Source organism: Limnothrix sp. CMB-01 (genome assembly GCF_055193175.1).
On record NZ_CM143720.1, the window covers coordinates 3,498,104 to 3,516,989 of the forward strand.

General features: G+C 56.7%; 14 protein-coding genes, 2 tRNA genes and 1 riboswitch. Of the genes, 8 read left to right on the forward strand and 8 right to left on the reverse strand.

Annotation, left to right across the window (positions count from 1 at the left end; translation table 11 throughout):
* Positions 1–226: 226 nt before the first annotated feature.
* Positions 227–1,615 (reverse strand): phosphomethylpyrimidine synthase, encoded by a 1,389-nt coding sequence (gene thiC / locus ACZA91_RS14465; RefSeq protein ID WP_099533161.1) that lies wholly within the window; start codon positions 1,613–1,615, stop codon positions 227–229.
* Positions 1,616–1,625: 10 nt separating this feature from the next.
* A riboswitch (TPP riboswitch) is annotated at positions 1,626–1,726 on the reverse strand.
* Positions 1,727–1,923: 197 nt separating this feature from the next.
* On the opposite strand from thiC, the gene ACZA91_RS14470 reads away from it, so the two are divergent.
* On the forward strand, positions 1,924–2,364 hold the full coding sequence (locus tag ACZA91_RS14470; RefSeq protein WP_099533142.1) for a hypothetical protein: 441 nt from the start codon (positions 1,924–1,926) through the stop codon (positions 2,362–2,364).
* Between the two features lie 302 nt (positions 2,365–2,666).
* On the opposite strand, the gene ACZA91_RS14475 is transcribed toward ACZA91_RS14470, so the two are convergent.
* A tRNA-Glu gene (locus tag ACZA91_RS14475) sits at positions 2,667–2,739 on the reverse strand.
* A gap of 528 nt (positions 2,740–3,267) precedes the next feature.
* Here ACZA91_RS14475 and ACZA91_RS14480 point away from each other — a divergent pair.
* From ACZA91_RS14480 to ACZA91_RS14490, 3 genes are all read left to right on the forward strand, one after another.
* Positions 3,268–3,969, forward strand: a complete 702-nt coding sequence (locus ACZA91_RS14480; RefSeq protein ID WP_463182974.1) for a hypothetical protein — start codon at positions 3,268–3,270, stop codon at positions 3,967–3,969.
* 527 nt (positions 3,970–4,496) lie between these two features.
* Positions 4,497–5,594, forward strand: coding sequence for a tRNA dihydrouridine synthase DusB (dusB, locus tag ACZA91_RS14485; protein ID WP_463186450.1), 1,098 nt, complete (start codon positions 4,497–4,499; stop codon positions 5,592–5,594).
* Positions 5,595–5,690: 96 nt separating this feature from the next.
* On the forward strand, positions 5,691–6,086 hold the full coding sequence (locus tag ACZA91_RS14490; protein ID WP_190355930.1) for an aspartate 1-decarboxylase: 396 nt from the start codon (positions 5,691–5,693) through the stop codon (positions 6,084–6,086).
* A 315-nt stretch (positions 6,087–6,401) separates the two neighbouring features.
* Here ACZA91_RS14490 and fba read toward each other — a convergent pair whose 3' ends face one another.
* The 3 genes from fba to ACZA91_RS14505 all read right to left on the reverse strand — a co-directional run bounded on the left by fba (position 6,402) and on the right by ACZA91_RS14505 (position 9,229).
* Positions 6,402–7,475, reverse strand: a complete 1,074-nt coding sequence (gene fba, locus ACZA91_RS14495) for a class II fructose-bisphosphate aldolase (RefSeq protein WP_099533146.1) — start codon at positions 7,473–7,475, stop codon at positions 6,402–6,404.
* 443 nt (positions 7,476–7,918) lie between these two features.
* Positions 7,919–7,990: transfer RNA gene (locus tag ACZA91_RS14500), tRNA-Lys, on the reverse strand.
* Positions 7,991–8,206: 216 nt separating this feature from the next.
* The gene (locus tag ACZA91_RS14505; protein WP_190355929.1) at positions 8,207–9,229 is read right to left on the reverse strand and encodes a glycosyltransferase; all 1,023 of its coding nucleotides are present in this window, start codon (positions 9,227–9,229) and stop codon (positions 8,207–8,209) included.
* Positions 9,230–10,052: 823 nt separating this feature from the next.
* Here ACZA91_RS14505 and ACZA91_RS14510 point away from each other — a divergent pair.
* Together ACZA91_RS14510 and petM are read left to right on the forward strand one after the other, a co-directional pair.
* Positions 10,053–10,796, forward strand: coding sequence for a pentapeptide repeat-containing protein (locus tag ACZA91_RS14510; protein ID WP_099533149.1), 744 nt, complete (start codon positions 10,053–10,055; stop codon positions 10,794–10,796).
* 218 nt (positions 10,797–11,014) lie between these two features.
* Entirely contained in the window at positions 11,015–11,119 is a 105-nt protein-coding gene (gene petM, locus ACZA91_RS14515) for a cytochrome b6-f complex subunit PetM (RefSeq protein ID WP_099533150.1), read from the forward strand.
* A 258-nt stretch (positions 11,120–11,377) separates the two neighbouring features.
* Here petM and ACZA91_RS14520 read toward each other — a convergent pair whose 3' ends face one another.
* Together ACZA91_RS14520 and rpiA are read right to left on the reverse strand one after the other, a co-directional pair.
* Complete coding sequence (locus ACZA91_RS14520) at positions 11,378–12,235, reverse strand: cyanophycinase (protein WP_099533151.1); 858 nt, start codon at positions 12,233–12,235, stop codon at positions 11,378–11,380.
* Positions 12,236–12,683: 448 nt separating this feature from the next.
* A complete protein-coding gene (rpiA, locus tag ACZA91_RS14525; protein ID WP_463182982.1) occupies positions 12,684–13,394 on the reverse strand; it encodes a ribose-5-phosphate isomerase RpiA in 711 nt (236 codons plus the stop codon).
* A gap of 346 nt (positions 13,395–13,740) precedes the next feature.
* Here rpiA and ACZA91_RS14530 point away from each other — a divergent pair, with 346 nt between their 5' ends.
* Both ACZA91_RS14530 and ACZA91_RS14535 read left to right on the forward strand, forming a co-directional pair.
* Positions 13,741–15,549, forward strand: coding sequence for a tetratricopeptide repeat protein (locus tag ACZA91_RS14530; protein ID WP_463182984.1), 1,809 nt, complete (start codon positions 13,741–13,743; stop codon positions 15,547–15,549).
* Positions 15,550–15,783: 234 nt separating this feature from the next.
* Positions 15,784–17,331 (forward strand): trypsin-like peptidase domain-containing protein, encoded by a 1,548-nt coding sequence (locus ACZA91_RS14535; protein WP_463182986.1) that lies wholly within the window; start codon positions 15,784–15,786, stop codon positions 17,329–17,331.
* Positions 17,332–17,556: 225 nt separating this feature from the next.
* On the opposite strand, the gene ACZA91_RS14540 is transcribed toward ACZA91_RS14535, so the two are convergent.
* Entirely contained in the window at positions 17,557–18,177 is a 621-nt protein-coding gene (locus ACZA91_RS14540; protein WP_099533156.1) for a CPP1-like family protein, read from the reverse strand.
* Between the last annotated feature and the right edge of the window lie 709 nt (positions 18,178–18,886).

Genomic DNA, 18,886 nt, shown 5'->3' on the forward strand with positions numbered 1-18,886 from the left:
ATTGCCAGCCACCAAACTGCAAAACCGGGTGATGATCCAAGATTTCACTGGGCAGCAAACCCTCTGGGCTGCCTTCAAAAACGCCGCCGCCTTCAACGTGGTGGTTGAAACCGACCTTTTGAGCCGCAACGCCTCCCCAAAACCCATAAAAAAAGGGGTAGGAAAATCCCACCCCTGGCTAGTTAGGCGGCTCGATCGAACCACCCATCAATCCTGTGCTTGACCCTTACGGAGCCGCCACCAAGTCTTTCTTCGCGGCCTCGCTGGCCAGGAATTTCTCCAGTTCCGTCAGTTGATCCGCATCCACCTTGGTTTGCATCGGGCAGAACTTGGGCCCACACATCGAGCAGAACTCAGCGGTTTTGTAGATGTCGGCCGGCAAGGTTTCGTCGTGGTATTCCTTGGCCCGCTCCGGATCGAGGGACAGCTCAAACTGCTTGTTCCAGTCGAAGTTGTAGCGAGCGGCCGAGAGTTCATCGTCCCGATCGCGCGCGCCGGGCCGGTGGCGAGCAATGTCCGCCGCGTGGGCCGCGATCTTGTAAGCGATTAAACCGTTGCGCACGTCTTCCGCGTTCGGCAAGCCCAGGTGCTCCTTCGGCGTGACGTAGCAGAGCATCGCCGTGCCATACCAGCCGGCCATGGCCGCCCCGATCGCACTGGTGATGTGGTCGTAGCCCGGTGCGATGTCCGTCACCAGCGGCCCCAACACATAGAAGGGCGCTTCGGAGCACTCTTCCATCTGCTTCTTCACGTTGAACTCGATCTGATCCATCGGCACGTGGCCGGGGCCTTCCACCATCACCTGCACATCGTGCTCCCAGGCGCGGCGAGTCAGTTGGCCCAGGGTTTTCAGCTCGGCCAATTGCGCTTCATCGGACGCATCGTGGGTGCAGCCGGGACGCAACGAGTCGCCCAAGCTGAAGGACACATCGTACTTTTTGAAGATTTGGATGATGTCGTCAAAGTGCGTGTAGAGCGGGTTTTGTTTGTGGTGGTGCAGCATCCAGCGGGCAATGATGCCGCCGCCGCGCGACACAATCCCGGTGATCCGGCTCTTGACCAAGGGCAGGTGCTCAATCAAGATCCCGGCGTGGATCGTCATGTAGTCCACACCTTGTTGGGCGTGCTTTTCGATGATGTGCAGGAAATCATCGGCGGTCAGGTTTTCGATCCGACCGTGGACGCTTTCCAGGGCTTGGTAGATCGGCACAGTCCCGATCGGCACGGGGGAGGCGTTGATGATCGCCGTGCGGATTTCGTCCAGGTTGCCGCCGCCGGTGGACAAGTCCATCACGGTGTCTGCGCCATATTTCACCGCCAGTTCCAGCTTGGCCACTTCTTCGGCCAGGTTGGAGGAGTTGGGCGATGCGCCGATGTTGGCGTTGACTTTGCACTTGGAGGCAATCCCGATCGCCATCGGCTCCAAGTTGGGGTGGTTGATGTTAGCCGGAATGATCATTCGGCCGCGGGCCACCTCGTCGCGAATCAGTTCGGGGGTGAGGTTTTCGCGTTGGGCAACGTAGAGCATCTCTTCGGTGATGATGCCCTGACGTGCGTAGTGCATTTGCGACACGTTTTCTTGACCGCGACGCTTGGCAACCCATTCGCTACGCAACATATTTGGTTCCTCAAAAAAGTAGCTTTCCTACGCCGGTTTGAACCGGATCAGGTTCTAAGGGTGTGTTCTCAGCCTGGGCAAGGATCCCAGACACCCCTAGCTTGGCCAGTGGTGGAGCTGGCGCTGAGGTTTCATCCTACCATTTTGCCTTGGCTGCCATTGGCTGGAAAAACGGGCGGGGATCGACTGGGGAAAGGATCAATTGGGGAAAGCCACAGAATCGCGATCGGGGTTTGATTGGCGGGCGATCGCGTCTAAATTGGGTGGGAAATTGTGTTGGAAACGTTGTACGGAGTCGCCAGACCATGCCACAGGGGCCAGGATTTTTGTTCACATTTGTCTACTACACCGTGATGGCGACGGTGGTGGCCACTTTCTCGAGTGCGCCGTTGCTGTTTGGTGGACGGTTGGGCCTGGAGGCGATCGAAACAGCCTTGCCGATCGGGCTGGTGTTGGGGCTGTTGGGGGCTTATTTTAACCGCACGGCTTCGCTGGAGCTGACGGTGCGATCGGGCAATGATCTGCAAACGCAACTGGAGCAACTGCTCACGAGCTGGGAATTTGTGACGGTGGATCCCACAACCGTGCTGGGCGATCGCACCGGCATCCAGGTTTATGAACGCGCTTCCTGGCGCAAGTGGTTTTCGGGGCGTGTGTTTGTGCGCATCGAGCGGCAAACGGCCACCGTGGTCAGTCGTGCGGGCCTGATTCGGAAACTGGAGCGACAACTCGGCGCGGTTCTGTAAGGGCGTTAGGGTCGATCGCCATTGCCTGGAATCAAGCTGAAATGGTTGTTTCCATCCCTCAACGGTCGCCGCCGCCCTAGACAAGGGGCTTAGGGACTGTCGTCATTTCCATCGCCGTAGGGGTTGGGTCTCCCAACCCTAACCCGGGTGATCGCCCTAACCCTGTCCACCCCTGGGAACACCCAAGGATGACGGGAACCCCCAAATGGGCTGAGAGCCTGTCGTAATTACGACAGGCTCTCAACTCTTAACCCTTTCTAACTTCTGGTGTGATCCAGCTTGTCAGTCAGTTCTGTTTTTGATACCCCCAGGGGAATTCGAATCCCCGTCGCCTCCGTGAAAGGGAGGTGTCCTAGGCCTCTAGACGATGGGGGCGTATCATTGAGCTTTCGCTCGGAGCGCTCAGGCTCGGTAAACTTACTTTACCATCGCTTGAGTTCTTTTGCTGTGGGCGTTTCGCTCGCGTTTTGCTTGCCGTCCGCGCCTTTCGCGATATCTAAATTAGCGAACTCCTCTAGAAGTGTCAAGCACTCAATTAATTCTTAACAATCGTTAATAATTGATCTCAGCATTCCGATCGCTCGGGTCAGCCAGCGGTCAATTCATTAACCTGCACGATGCACCGGTTCAGGACGCGGTGGCAACTGCTTTGATGGATGACTCCGGCTTGGGGGTGCTCGTTATGATTGGAGCAGATCCTAGACAAAATCCAAGACCAGCCCGATTCAGCGCCGGCCAGATCCCAAACCAGCCCGTTTGATGTTTGACTGCGGAAGCCTGGGGCGATCGAGCGAGATTGGTTGACCACCCTGGCGGAATGGCGACGGGCAGCCATGAATAAGTGGAGTATTGGGGCGATCGGGAACTGGTAAATTGCACGAGGCGCAAGGGAGGATTGGGGGAATGCAACAAATTCATCGATCGCGTGACCGATCGGGCCAGCGATCGCCCTCCCGATCACCCTTGGGCTGGGTTGTGGTGCTGGGTTGTGTGGCCCTGTTGGCCATTGAGGCGATTGATCAAGGGCGATCGGCGGTGGCCCAGGTGCTCCCGGGGGCGATCGACCGGGTTGGGCAACCTCAGCCTGCGCCTCGGGTGACTGCGCCCGGCTCGGATCGTGAGCTGAAGTTTGACTATTCGGTTTCCGGTTGCGAAGATGCCTCGATATCGCCTGCGGTTGCGCCTCTTTGGGCGGCGGCTCGGGCCCTAACCTGCAAAAGTGGGGCCTCCGAGGGGTTGACCCGTTCTCCCTTGGCCTTGGGACGAGAGTTGGTCAGCAACATCGCCATCAGCACCGAAGGCAGAACGCTGGTCTTTGGCCATGATTTGACCTACACCTGCTGTGCGGCTTTTGTGCTCGATCGCTCCCTCGATCGCGAAGGCGGCCAATCGATCATCACCGTCGTGGAACGCAATGAGGGGGAACATTGTCGCTGTCTATGCGATTACCAAATTACCGGCACGATCGGCCCCTTGCCGCCCGGTTCCTACACCTTGCGGGTTTATGGAGAATTGGGAGCCGCCCGCGCTCGACAGTTGCTCTTTGAGCGATCGACCGTCATCGGTGGAGAACTGCCGCCCGCTGGGGCCCCCACGAAGCGCTGAACCCTTGGCAACAGTGCCAATCTAAAGCCCTGCCGCCGCCGCTCGATTTCCAGAAAGGGCGATCAAATTCCCATGTATTCTTTAAAGAAAGATTTTAAAAAAGATGCTTAGGGAATGTCTGAACAGCCCCAATGGCTACCTTGCGGGCCTGATCAATCAACGTCAACAAGGGACTTGGGGCCTGTCGCCATTTCCTGAGATCAGACAACAACGGTTGATTTTCCATGCCCCAATCGTCGTAACAAGGGGCTTAAGCCCCTTGTCCCCCACGATCTGCCAACGGTGGAATCAGGGTTTCAGGCAATTTGACGACAGGCCCTAAGCCCCTTGCCCCGCGACGGTTGATGCTTGGCCCGTGTTGAAAGACACTTTCCAGACATCCTCTTGAGGCGATATTTCCTAGACGATATTCAAAAGCCAACTTTTAGGGGAAATTCCCCATCCCTCAGCCACGGTTTCCTGTCCCGATCGCATTGCCCACGGTTGCAGCCGATGACCAATGCCTCGATCGCCCCTTTCGATCGCCCATGTTGACCCTATCCCCTGAACTCAAAGCCCGTTTGGCCGAACCACTCCAAATTGGTTCCGTCACCCTTCAGAGCCGCGTGTTGCAAGCGCCCCTGTCTGGTGTCACGGATTTGGTCTTTCGGCGTTTGGTGCGGCGCTATGCACCCACCTCAATGATGTACACCGAAATGGTGAACGCCACCGGGTTGCACTACGCACGGCAGCTTCCGCAAATCATGGAGGTTTCCGCCGAAGAGCGCCCCATCAGCATTCAACTGTTTGACTGTCGCCCGCAATTTTTGGCCGAGGCGGCCCAAATGGCCGTTGAAGAAGGGGCCGACACCGTGGACATCAACATGGGCTGCCCGGTGAACAAAATCACTAAAAACGGTGGTGGTTCTTCCCTGTTGCGCGACCCAGAAACGGCCGAGGCGATCGTGCGGGCCGTGGTGGCGGCGGTGAACGTGCCGGTCACCGTAAAATCACGGATTGGCTGGAACGAAAGCGAAATTAACATCGTGGATTTTGCCCGGCGGATGGAAGCGGCCGGCGCAGCCATGCTGACCGTTCACGGTCGCACCAGGGCCCAGGGCTATAACGGCCCCGCCAAATGGATCTGGATCCAACGGGTGAAGGAAGCGGTTTCCGTGCCGGTCATTGCCAACGGGGATATTTTCTCCGTGGGGGCTGCGGTGCGTTGTTTGGCGGAAACCGGCGCGGATGGGGTGATGTGCTCGCGGGGAACCATGGGCTATCCGTTCTTGGTGGGTGAAATTGACCATTTCCTGAAAACCGGCGAGTTGCGCCCCCAGCCCAGCCCGATCGAGCGGTTGCGTTGTGCCCAAGAACACCTGACCATGTTGGCCGCTTACAAGGGCGATCGGGGTGTTCGCCAGGCCCGAAAGCACATGACCTGGTATGCCAAGGGGTTCTATGGGGCAGCGGAGTTGCGCGGCCAACTCTGCCGGATTGAAACGGCCGCCGAAGGGGTGGCCCTGATCGATCGCACCATTGCCCAAATTGAACGCCACGAAGCCGAATTCGGCGCGATCGGCCAAGAATCAGAACAACCAAACGAGCCAATTAACGAGCCAATCAACGAACCCGTTTTGGCCTAGCCCCGATCGACTCCTCGGAACCTGTCAACTAAAAGGCCCTGAAACAGGAAAGACTCTGAAATAATCATCGGCAATCCTTCTCTTATCGCTTCTTTAATGAAGACCTTTGTTTCCGGAAAAATTCACGGTATCCGCGTCACCGACAAAAGTGTGGATTACAACGGCAGCGTCGGCATTGATGCGGCGTTGATGGAGCGTGCTGGCATTGAAGCCTATGAGCAAGTGCATTTGGTTAATCTGCGCAATGGTGAACGTTGGGTCACCTACGCCATTCCCGCCGGGCCAGGCGAATTTACGCTCAATGGTGGTTCTGCGCGGTTGGGAGAAGTGGGCGACAAATGTTTAGCGATCGCCTATCGCTTGAGCGATCGACCCTTTACAGCTCCCGTTGTTTTTTGTGATGAAAACAACGCCATTGCTGACACCATGCAATACCACATTCAAGGCGGCAACCTGACGGGCCATAACGATTGGGTGGTTCCGGTTCATTAAGCTTGTTGCTGTTGGCCGATCGACATCAACAATCAACCCAAGCCACAAACCCAAGGGCAAATAACCCAAAGGCAACCCCCCTAAACAGAAAAAATAGCGGCGAGGCACTTGGCTTCACCGCTATTGTCATTTTTGGGTCAAAAATTCAGTGATTAATCAATGACCAATCAATGACCAATTAATGACCAATCAGTAATCAATTAGTGCTCAATCAATGATCAATCGGTGATCAATCAGTGCTCAATCGAAGGCAGAGTTGGGCGATCGCCCGATTCATTTTGAATCATCCATCACCCAACTTCCCGATCAAACCTTTTAGACCTTGGCAGCAGCCTTAGCCACCAATTCACCCTTGGCATACTTGCGAGCAAACTCGTCCACCGAGACTTGCTTGATCTTGCTAGCGTTGCCAGCGGTCCAGAACTCGCTATAGCGATCGGCACACACTTTTTGCATGTACTTGATCGAGGGCTTCAGGAAGTGACGGGGGTCAAATTCCTTGGTGTTGCCGGCCAGGGCTTCGCGCACCGCAGCGGTGATCGCCAAGCGGTTGTCGGTGTCGATGTTCACCTTGCGCACGCCGCACTTGATACCCTTCTGGATTTCTTCCACGGGCACGCCGTAGGTTTCGGGGATCGTGCCGCCGTATTGGTTGATCAGCGCCAGCAGATCTTCGGGAACCGAAGACGAACCATGCATCACCAAGTGGGTGTTGGGGAGACGGTTGTGGATTTCTTCAATGCGGCTGATGGCCAGGATTTCGCCGGTCGGCTTGCGGGTGAACTTGTAAGCACCGTGGCTGGTGCCGATCGCCACTGCCAGAGCATCCACTTGGGTCTTTTCCACGAAGTCGGCTGCTTCATCGGGGTCGGTCAGCAGTTGGGAGTGATCCAGCTTGCCTTCAAAGCCGTGACCATCTTCTGCTTCGCCCATGCCGGTTTCCAGCGAACCCAAGCAACCCAGTTCGCCTTCCACGCTCACACCCAGCGAGTGGGCAACTTTCACCACTTCGCGGGTCACGTTCACGTTGTACTCGTAGCTCGCGGGGGTCTTCGCGTCAGCTTCCAGCGAGCCATCCATCATCACGCTGGTGAAGCCGTTTTTGATGGCCGAGTAGCAGGTGGCCGGCTCGTTACCGTGGTCTTGGTGCATGCTGATGGGGATGTGGGGATAGGTTTCCACAGCTGCCAAGATCAAGTGACGCAGGAAGTTTTCGCCAGCGTAGTTACGAGCACCACGCGACGCTTGCAGGATCACGGGGCTATCGGTTTCATCGGCTGCCCGCATGATCGCTTGGATCTGCTCCATGTTGTTGACGTTGAAGGCAGGAATGCCGTAGCCATTTTCTGCCGCGTGGTCGAGCAGAAGCCGCATGGGTACGAGCGCCATAGGAATCCTCCTAAGATAGATTTATATCGATGCCTCGATAACTCTCGGCCGGTCGAGTGCTTGGCACTAATCTTAAAACAATTGTTGCCAGCCCCTCTGTTTTTCTGGAAGCAAGAATTAAAATTTCGGCGATTTGGCGGTTTTGGAGATCTCGAATTGACCCAGCGCCCGATCGACCAAGCCTAGAGACCTGATCTCGAAAGGATTCGGGCGATTCTGACCTGTGGAAAATTCTGAGTTGCAGGGAGTTGTGGCAGGGAGTTTTGGAAAGTGACTTGATCTCCCGATCGACTCGATCGCCCAAAACCAGCCCTTGGGGTGTTGCGCAGGCATGGCGGATTGTGGAGAGATCCGGTCAGTTCAATCCAGAGCAGGATCCCAAAGACAGGATCTGAAGACTATCTCTGAAGACTATTTTTGGAGACTGTGGATTCTAAAAAAAATGGGTCGCCTGGGATTCGAACCCAGAACTAATCGGTTAAAAGCCGAGTACTCTACCGTTGAGTTAGCGACCCCCATCGCCCTGTTGGGGGCTATGAGGCGGTGTTGGGGACTGCAAGCACAACCAGACTGCTTGGGTGTCGCAGTGAAATTCCGAACACGGGTGATTAATTTAGCAGGCTTTTTGAAGCTCGTCAACTGATCGTTGCAAATCATTGCGCCCAATTGCGCCAAATTGATCCGCCAGTCGATCAAAATTTTGCCGTGATGCGACATAATCCAAGGTCACTTTAGCGGCTAGAACGGTTGTCATGCATGGGATATAGCGAAGCCAGGGGGCCGCTAACCGGAGGATCGCTTTCTTGGCGGGCGGCTTCAATTTCTGCCCGGCGGGCCCGCAGTTGGATGTCTTCGAGCATTTTGCGGTTCACGGCCAGCAAATCCGCCACCAATCCCAAAATCCAGAGCTGCACCCCCACCAAAATCCCGATCGCCGCCAGGATCAAGCTAGGCACGTGGGCCCGGGGTGAGCCGCCGAAGTAAAGCAGCAGCCAGCGAATTCCCAGCAACACCCCGATCGAGAAAGGAACTGTCCCCAAAATCAGAAACGATCGCAGGGGCTTGTAGGTCATGAAAATCCGCAGGATCGTGAAGATCGATCGCTGGATGTAGCTGCGGATGCTCTTGACTAGGCGCGAGGGGCGCAGGTAGCCATTGGTGCGAATCGGCACGGAAACAATTGCGATTCCCTGTTGCCCCGCTTGGATAATCGTTTCCAAGGTGTAGGTATAGCCATTGAACACATTGACCCGCAGGGCCGCCTCCCGACTCAGGGCCCGAAAACCGCTGGGCGCATCGGGAATGTCCGTGTCGCTGGCCAAGCGCACTACCCAACTGCCAAACTGTTGCAGGGCCTTCTTGACGGGCGAGAAATGCTCAATTTCCGCGATCGGGCGGGCCCCAATCACCATCTCTGCTTGATGGGCCAGGATTGGAAACACCAGCGCCGGAATGTCATCGGCACAATATTGATTGTCCGCATCGGTATTAACGATGATGTCTGCTCCGGCCTTCAGGCAAGCATCCAAACCGGCCATGAACGCCTTTGCCAGTCCCTGATTGGTGGACAGTCGCACAACGTGGTCTACCCCATGGGCCAAAGCCACCTCAGCGGTGCGATCGACGCTGCCATCATCAATCACCAACCACTCCACCACATCGCAGCCGGGCACCTCGCGGGGCAAGGCTTGGAGCGTAATGCCCAGGGTTTCTTCTTCGTTGAAGCAGGGAATCTGAATAATCAGCTTAGTCACGGTTCAGTCGCCAGGAAGACGCTAGGGGCGATCGCCCGCATTTAGCCTACCGCCCTTGGGGCAGACCGTAACAGAACCATGGGCCAAGGCAGTCAGCTATTGTTGCGCAACTGTCAAGAATCTTCATCGAAACTTGATGTTTCTCCAATGCAGACTCTAGCCAATATTCCAATTGACCTTTAAGCAATACTTTGGCCCAGACCCGATCGCTGGGATGTGAATATCGGGTGGATATGGGGTCGATCGCTAAGTCGGCACTTGATCCGCGATCGTAATCAATACTCAAATCGACACTTAGTATCGACACTCAGATCAATAGTTGAAAGTCGGCAACAACGTTTAACCCAATCGATCATAGTTGCGTGAAAACAACAATCGATTCTTTACATTCTGTAAATCTGAATTTGAAATGCAGGATAAATCAATAGGGTTCTTACTGGAGCAGAGTCATTTTTCTCAGCAGATCCTAACAAAATTGATCCCCGCAAGCGTTGAGTTGCTTTGATCGAGCGAGGTGGTGATGATCGGCGCGATCGACTGCTGAATCGATTTTCGGTTGTAGGGACGGATTTCCGAACTAAAGCCTGGAACCGTTGATTTATCTGGTTCAGAAACTGTCACATCGCGATTTTTTGCCGCACAATTTCGCGAGTCAATGGAAACCAAGGGTATTTGATGGGATGTGCGATCGAGATCACCATTGCTCTGTAATGGCGGCCGGCGTATTAAAGCGTAACGATCGCATTCCGCAACAGCAAGCGGTCACCGCCCCCACCCAATTTATCCTAGATATTAGAGGCAGGTTGAACGAGGGGAAGGCGCAATGAATTCAGTTCAAGTGTTGACGAAAGTAGTGGCGGGCGTTGCATTCTTCGCCAGCACATTGGCAGTGACGGCGCTCCCGAGCGTTGCGGAAAACCCTGCCCATGTGCGCCAACTGCTGGAAACCAAAAGTTGCGCAAATTGTGACCTGAGTGGTGCTGACCTGTCTGATCTTGATCTGGCTGGGGCTAACCTGCAAGGGGCGAATTTGAATGGAGCCAAACTGTGGCGCACGGACTTGACGGCCGCTAATTTGAGCCGAGCCAGCGCGATCGAGGCGCGGATGCACGCAGTTAAGCTCGCCCAAGCCAACCTGCAACAGGCGGATTTGACCCTGGTGGGATTGGTGTTGGCAGATTTGCGCTCGGCCAATCTCCAGGATGCCAACTTGTTGGGAGCCAACATGGAAGGGGCCCAGTTAGCTGGGGCCAACCTGAACAATGCTCGCCAGACCATGGCCGGGTTGCTGCGGTGGCAACAGGCCAGCTACGGCAACATGGATGTGCCGATGGATGTGGCGGGGATTAATTTGCGGGATGCGAATTTACACAACGCTTCCCTCAGCCGCGCCAGCTTGGAAGGGGCTGACTTGGCCGGGGCCAACCTGACCAATGCCGATTTGCGGTTTGCCAAGTTGCATGGGGCAAATGTGGCGAATGCCCGCTTGGAAAACGCTCGCTTGCAGGGCACTATTTTGGCAACCCAAAAGGAAAGCACCGCTCTGTTGATTCGCAGCGCACCGTAAGTTTGGCTGGGTTGGGTGGCCAGCCAGGCCACCAGTTGGCTCGCGGGGAAGACCAGTAAAGGGCTGAATCCAAGTCTCAATTCGGGCCGCAATTCGGGCCACGATTCAAGCCGCCATGCAAGCCGCCATGCAAGCCGTAATTCGAGTCTCAATTCGAGTCCCAGTCCTACGCGCGTTGATACAATGGCGAGGCACGTTACCGAAACCGAAATAACACCATGAGCGGCGAAATTTTTAGCACGGCTTTTTTGGCATTCACCTTGATTTTGATTGGCTTGGGCGGTGGTTTCCTGTTGCTGCGGTTGCAAGGGGCCGATAAGTAGGCAACCTGGAACAGCGTTTGCCGATTTCATCGGTGGCTAGCCCAGCGCCGATCGGCTCAATCCTCGATTCTCAATTCGCTGCCCGTTCATTGCCGGTTCGCGCGATCGGGTCAAGATTTCAAAGCTCAAACGCAAAACCCAGCCCCGGTGCATCACTGAGGCTGGGTTTTGTGGTTTTGAACAGTGCTCTTTCGGTTGGCTTAGCCCAGGAGCGCGAGAGTCGTTAGATCACGAAAGATCACGGAAATGGTTTAACGACTAGCGCGGTTGCCCGGTGCTGACCACACGCCGCATGGGAATTGAGTATCGATCGCCGTAGCTGAGCACATGCAGGCGGAGGTGATGCAGACTAACGGGATCGTTGGCTCCCACTAGGGATTGATTGGTGTAGGTGATGTCGCCCGGGTCAATGATGGTGACCGTGCCTTTACCAAGCACTTCGATCGAACCGTCATCCTCAAAACAGGCGCAGGTATCTTCATCAATACCAATGCCCAGGCGATCGGGGTGCAAGGACACAGCGCTCAAGAGCCGCGCCATCCGATTTCGGTTGTGGAAGTGCTGATCCACAATCACATGGGGCAACACACCAAAACCCGTGGCCATATCCACCAGCGATCGATTGGGGGACTCGCCTGAGCCACCGCCCGCGATCATGTGGTGGCCCATCACCGCCGCCCCGGCACTGGTTCCGGCCAGGGAAATTTCCCGTCGCCGCACCCGCTCCAGAATGCTTTCCATCAGCCGCGTTTCCGCCAGCAGGCCACACAGCCGCAACTGATCGCCGCCGGTCATGAACACGCCCGTACAACTGTAGACATATTCCAGATAGCTTTCGTTGGAGCCTTGGTCGCGATCGCGCACATCAAGAATTTCGATCGACTCGGCTCCCATGCTCTCGAAAATCATGCGGTACTTGCTGCCAATCACCGATGGCTCCCGCGAAGCACTCGGAATGATGGCGATTCTGGCACCGGTTCCGCCCGATCGCTGAAAGAAGGCGTGCAGAATTTCACGACCGTGAATCTTGTCTTCTGCGCCGCCAATGACCATGACTGCGGCTTTTACGGCTTGGGGAACTGAACGATCCAACATTCGCGTGTGAGCTTGCACCATGGGCTTAAACGTGCGAGGGGGAGAGCAAAATTGAGGAGCCATGATCTCTTGCGTTGAGTGGTTGCAGATGGCATTGGCACTCAACCCTGCGCTTCACTCTGCGCTCAATTTTGACTGGATTGTCATTCTGCCGAATGACCGAAACAGGTAGACATTCGGGCAAGGATCGCGCACAAGACCCAACTTAGGAGTAATTAGCGATCGCACAGATATTTAATCATCTTTCTATCCTGCAATTGGCAAAGATTTTGACCGACAGAATTGACCATGATGGCGATCGCGGGCCCTTCAATCGTTCGAGTGTTGTTCAGCGGCTAATGAATTTCTATGAATTGGTTAGCGATGGGGCAGAGATTCAGCCAGTTACTGAGTCGGGCATTCAGTTAGACCTTGACTCACTAGCAGGGTGGGCATTACCCACCCCGATCTAGCCCAGACGGCATTCATCCTACATTTGGCGGACTTGCGGTTCCCCGTCCACAATTTCCCCAATCAGCACGCAGTCTGTGGTTCCCACAAACAGGCCGTTTTCCAGGACTCCGGGAATGTTATTCAGGGCTTTTTCCAAGGTGGCGGGATCGTCAATGCCGTTGGGGAACTTCACATCCAGAACCAAGTTGCCCTGATCCGTCACCACGGGGCCGGCTTTTTTGACGGCCATCCGCAATTGCGGCTCACCACCCAGGGCGACGATCGCCCGCTTCACCGGTTCCAGAGCCATGGGCAACACTTCCATGGGCAACAGGAAGGTGGTTCCCAGCCGATCGACCAATTTGCTGGCATCCACCACCACAATAAATTCCGCTGCCAAGCAGTCCACAATTTTTTCCCGGGTGTGGGCCGCGCCGCCGCCCTTGATCAGGTTCTTTTGCGGATCCACTTCGTCGGCCCCGTCGATCGCCACATCAATCCGATCCACATCGTTGGGCGTGGCCAAGGGAATGCCAAACTGCTTGGCCAGCACTTCCGACTGGAACGACGTGGGCACGCCGATGATGTCGGTGAGTTCACCGGACTTGAGCCGATCGCCCAAATATTCGATCGCAAAGGCCGCCGTTGAGCCGCTGCCCAACCCCACGACGGTTCCCGACTTGACGCGGGCCACGGCGGCCCGGGCCACTTGTTGCTTCATGATGGTTGCGGGATCGAGCTGGCTCATGGGTCAAACTCCTGTGAAGTTTTGAAAGATTGATCTCAGGGGGATCGGGTTATGCAAACCGGGTTCAATTAAACACCGGATGGCTGACCCGATCGCGAGTTCCGGCGGCCGAGATTGCAGCGGGATCCGGAAACCCAGGCCCTAAACCGTGACCTGGAGCAGGTGTCATCAGCCAAATTCCATCAGTCAGATTCCATAGATTCCATTCGCCAGATTCCAGCCCCCAAATCCCAACATTCAAATTCAGTCAGCCCGATTGAACCAGCCCGACTGAACCCACTAGATTGAGCCAGCCCGGTTGTCAGCAGCCAAACGCGGGCAGATGCGAGGAGATGCGAGGAGATCCATGCAAGCAGGCGAAACCACAGCCCCCAGACAGGAAGAAACGATCGGAGCAATCACCCCCAAAACTGCACCCCCGATCGCCTTGAAAATGCTGGTGACGGAGTTTGACCAGGCTTTGGCGGCGGCCGAGGCGGCTTGGCGACAGGGCCAGGCCCAAGGGGCGATCGAGCAGGCCCGTCGGGCCATTCGGCTGATTCCCGATCGGCCAGAGCCTTACCGCTGGTTGGGCAATGGTTTGCAGGGGCAAGGGCAGTGGGCTGCGGCCGATCGCGCCTATGGCTGGGCCTTGCACTATCGACCCGATTGGGCAGAAGTCTGGGCTAATCGGGGCACCACTGCCCTGCAACAACAGGATTGGGCAACGGCCACCGAGCACTATCAGCAAGCCATTCAGGCTAATCCTGAGCTACCGGACTTGCATCTTTACCTGGCCCAAAGTCTTTGCCAGCAATGTCGGTGGCCGGAAGCGGCGGCGGCGATCGAGCAGGCCTTGCAACGCAACCCCGATCGCGCCCTGGCCCACCTGCTGCAAAGTTGGATTGCGCTCGATCGCGAAGCTGGGGACGATCCTGAGCTGGCCTATGCGGCGGTTCAGCGATCGTTGGCATTGGATCCTCACTATCCCGGTGCTTGGTTCCAGTTGGGACGGGTTTGTTTTTATCGCCAAGAATTTCGGGAGGCGATCGCCGCCCACCAACGGGGACTGACCCTGGCTCCGCCCGATCCCGGTGTGCAGGCGCGGGCCCTGGGGGCGATCGGGAATTGCCACTTTGAGCTAGCGGAATTGGCCGCCGCCGCCGACTGCTACGAAGCCGCCCTCCGCCATCAACCCGATGAAGCGGATGTTCACTGGGGACGGGCCAACCTTTGGTTACACCAAGGCGACTATGAACGGGGCTTTGCGGAATTTGAATGGCGCTGGCCCAACGTTTTGCCCCGGCGGCCCTTCCAGCAACCGGCCTGGAATGGGGAGCCGATCGCGGGGCAAACCATCTTGGTCTATGCCCAGTGTGGTTTGGGCGATATTTTGCACTTGGCGCGATATTTGCCCCTGTTGGCGGCTCGGGGCGCGAGGGTGGTGGTGGAGTCGCCGCAGCCCACGGCCCGAATTTTGGCGGCCCTGCCAGGGGTGGCGCAAGTGGTGGTTCAAGGGGCGGCCCTGCCGGCCTTTGATTGGCAAATTTCCTTCCTGAGCCTGCCCAAGGTGTTCACGCCCAGCTTGGCGGCCATTCCCCGATCGATTCCTTACCTGTCAGCCCAGGCCACGGACTGGCGACCAGAGCAGGAATTTACCTTTCGGCGCGATCGACTCCATGTGGGCATTGCCTGGGCCAGTGGTTACCAAGCCAATCGCGACGGCCGCCGGGACTATCACAATCGATCGATTCCCCTAGCCCAATTTGTGGAGCATCTGAATTGCCCGGAGGTGCAACTGCATAGCTTGCAAGTGGGGCATGATGCCGGGGCGATCGCCCAATTTCCGCAAGTCCAGGCCTGGCACGATCGGCTCCGGGATTTTGCCGACACCGCCGCCCTCGCGGCCCAAATGGATTTGGTGATTTGTGTTGACACCTCTGTCACCCACTTGGCAGGCGGCCTGGGCTTGCCCACCTGGATTTTGTTGCCACAGATGCCCAATTGGCGCTGGATGCTCGATCGCACTGATTGCCCTTGGTATCCCACGGCTCGGTTGTTTCGTCAGCTCCAACCCCGAGATTGGGCGGGTGTTTGGCAGCAGGTGCGGCCCGCCTTGGCTCAGGCGATCGACCAATGGCGATCGGGACTAGCCCCCTTTGGGCCCCGTTCCTGAGTGAATTTTCGGTTGATTAACCTCACGTTCTTCAGCTTCCAACCGCCAACCCAGCGAGCCGCTAAGACAGAAACCAAGACAGGATTTGTCTGCGATCGCATCGGTATCTCCCGATCGGTCTGCTAAGTTCAAGAAAAGTACAATGCCAACGCCAGCGCACCCACCAGTGGGGCCCGGCGCTGGCGGTTTTGTTGTGACCACGTTGTGACCATCGTTGCAGAAGGGTTTGGGGCCATGAGTATCAATCAGCGATCGCAGCCTATGCCGCCATATCGGCTTCCCCATGCCCTCTGGGGGCTGGGAGGAATGATCCTCCTCTCGATCGGCTCCATTGGCTGGGCGGCCAGTCCCGTTGCAGCGCGGCAAATGCCCCCCGACGCAGGACGGCTAGGCCCGGCGAACGAGTCGATCGAGCCGTTGCGCCCCGTGGTTCCCGGTCACCGGGCCCAAGGCAACAGTGATGAAGAGGTGAACGTGCGGGTTTATCGCACCGCCAGCCCCGCCGTTGTGTCGATCGAAACCAGCAGCAGCACCGGCAGCGGCAGCATCGTTAGCGCCGATGGCCTGATTCTGACCAACGCCCATGTGGTGGATGATGCCGCCAGCCCCGTGACTGTGGTGTTGGCCGATGGTCAAAAATTTGAGGCGGATATTCTGGGATTTGCGGAAGGCAGCCTAGACCTCGCCATGCTGAAACTGCGGGGGGCGAGTGGGTTGCCGGTGGTGCCCATTGCGCCGCCCGGTTCCGTGGAAGTGGGGCAGCGAGCCTTCGCGATCGGGAATCCCTTTGGCAAATTCCAAAACACCTTCACCGTGGGCATTGTCAGCCGCCTGGACAACATTGAAGGGCTAATTCAAACCGACGCGGCCATCAACCCCGGTAACTCCGGCGGCCCACTCCTGAACAGCAAAGGGCAACTGATTGGGGTCAACACTTCGATCTATGTTGATCGCGACGGCGGTGGCAACATCGGCATTGGCTTTGCCATCTCCACCGATCGCGTGTTGGACTTCCTGGCCAAGGCGCGATCGGGAGATTTGCGTCCCTCCATCCCCGTCACCACTCTGGCTCTGAATAATCAGCCCCTGGCCGGCGAACTGGCCGAGGGCGATCGGGTTTTGAGCCAAGACCAAACCCTCTACGACATCTACACCTTCACGGGCGAAGCGGGCAACCAAGTCACGATCGACCTGGCCAGCGGCGACTTCGATGCTTACCTGATCGTGCTCAATCCCGAAGGAGAAGAGCTAGCCCAGGACGACGACAGCGGCGGCCAAACCAACGCCCGCGTCACCGCCACCCTGCCCAGCAGCGGTCTGTACACCGTGTTTGTGAACACCGCCGCCACCAACCAACAAGGACGCTATACCCTGCGGGCGCGATCGGGTGGCCCCGCCGCCACCAACCCCGGCACGCAGCCCGGTACACAGCCCGGTACACAACAGGCCGGCTCCCTCATCCTGCAAGATGCCGGCAGCCTAACCGCCAGTTCGCCCCGTCTGCAATCCGACAACAGCCCCTACCAGGAATATCGATTCAATGGGCGGGCCGGCCAACGAATTGAAATCCTGCTGGAGAGCAATGACTTTGATCCCTACCTCATGGTGGCGGATCCCCAAGATGAAAAACTGGCCGATGCCGACGACATCAGCGACACCAACACCAACGCCGCTCTCGTGGTGCAGTTGCCCAGCACCGGAACCTACCGGATCATCGTCAATGCCTACGATCCCCAAGGGCGAGGACGCTATCAACTCACGGTGCGCGAGGTTAGCAACTAGGGGAGCGTTCCGTGAAATAACCAGAAAACAACCCCTCTGAACGGCAAATGCCCAGCGATCAAAGATAACTGTTGATCGCTGGGCATTTTGGGCTTTCAAGGCTTGGCTCTAACTTTCAAGCTTTAGTTCTTGATTGTTGCCGTTTGCCTTGAATTGTGCCCTTAAATTAAATTTTGCTCTTGAATTCCGAGTCTTGGCCCTTGTCTGCAATGGCGATCGCCCTGCTCATCGCAGCAAGCAACTGGTAAGCCAAAGGGTAATCAGCGTCACCACCGCCACCAACTGCTCCGTGCGCAGGCCAACCACAGGCGGAATCAGACCCGTGATCAACGAACCCAAAATCAGACCGCCAATCAGCCCCAGCAGCGTCAGCAACACCGCTCGGCCAAAGCGCCGCTCCTTGCGATTGAGGAAAAACAAGCTGGCCCCTGCCCCGATCGCCAGCACCAATTGCAGCAGCGCACCATCACCACCAGGGTTCAATAACCCCAGCACCAACAGCACCGAAAATGTGCCGCCAGCCTGGATCCAATCGGTACGGGTGGGCTGATCGATCGACCCCGCTAACCAATTGGGCAGTTGCGGCGGCTGGCTGGGCTGGGGGGCGGCCGGCGCAGGGCGATCGTCCTGTTCCGCAAACCGAATTCGATCGGGGACTTTAATTCGTCCCTCCTGCCGCAGCCGCAGCCGATCCATCAACACTGCGTCATAGGCCATTTCAACCGCTTCCATCCGTTGGCGGTCTGTTTCATGTTCCTTGAGGAGCCGATTGCGCGCCGATTGAATCTCATCAAAAGACGCATCCTCGGTCACGCCAAGCTGTTCGTAGGGGTTCGGGTTGCTCATGCGTTGGGTGGGGCTAGTCTCTTGGCGGCGATCGAGTGAAACAGCGCCTTCGACGCTATCTGTTCAGTACTGTTTTAGTGATCACTGCATGATCGCGGCACTTGGCGATCGCCCTAATACCGTGAAAACACTATTTAAATCTAGTCTAAATTCTAAGCAACCGGCACCTGAGCAGTTCGGATTGGCAACAAGTCCTCATCATTGAGCCAGTCCCTCCCCCCCCAAGCCTTGCGCCAGATCAGCCGAATCTGCAGCCGGATCTACGGGATCTGTCCGGATCTATCCGGATCTATAGGAATCGACCCACTGCGCCAGACCAGTCGGATCCCTGGGCCAAAACCTTGCACCAGTCAGCTCCCAAGGGTTTGGGATGATGGCCCGTCAATTGCCAATCATCCGTTGGTCAAAAGCGAATCGCCACAACCGTTAGTGAAATAGTGCCGGTTTGATAGAATACGCGCAATAACATGCAGCCAACTGTCCAAAACTTTCCTAAACACTCCCCCACAAGCAATCAAGCGCCCAAATAAGCTAGAAATGCGTTTGGTCACATCCGGTTGATCCCTGATCCCCGTAGAAAGGGTCAATAAACTGGCGTGCAACCCCAATCAGCCCCGCAAATGATTTGGACAATCATCCTATTTGGACAAATTTGGACAAATTTTAGTTGGATCGTTGGACAACGATTTGCACCTGATTGAGTGAAAGG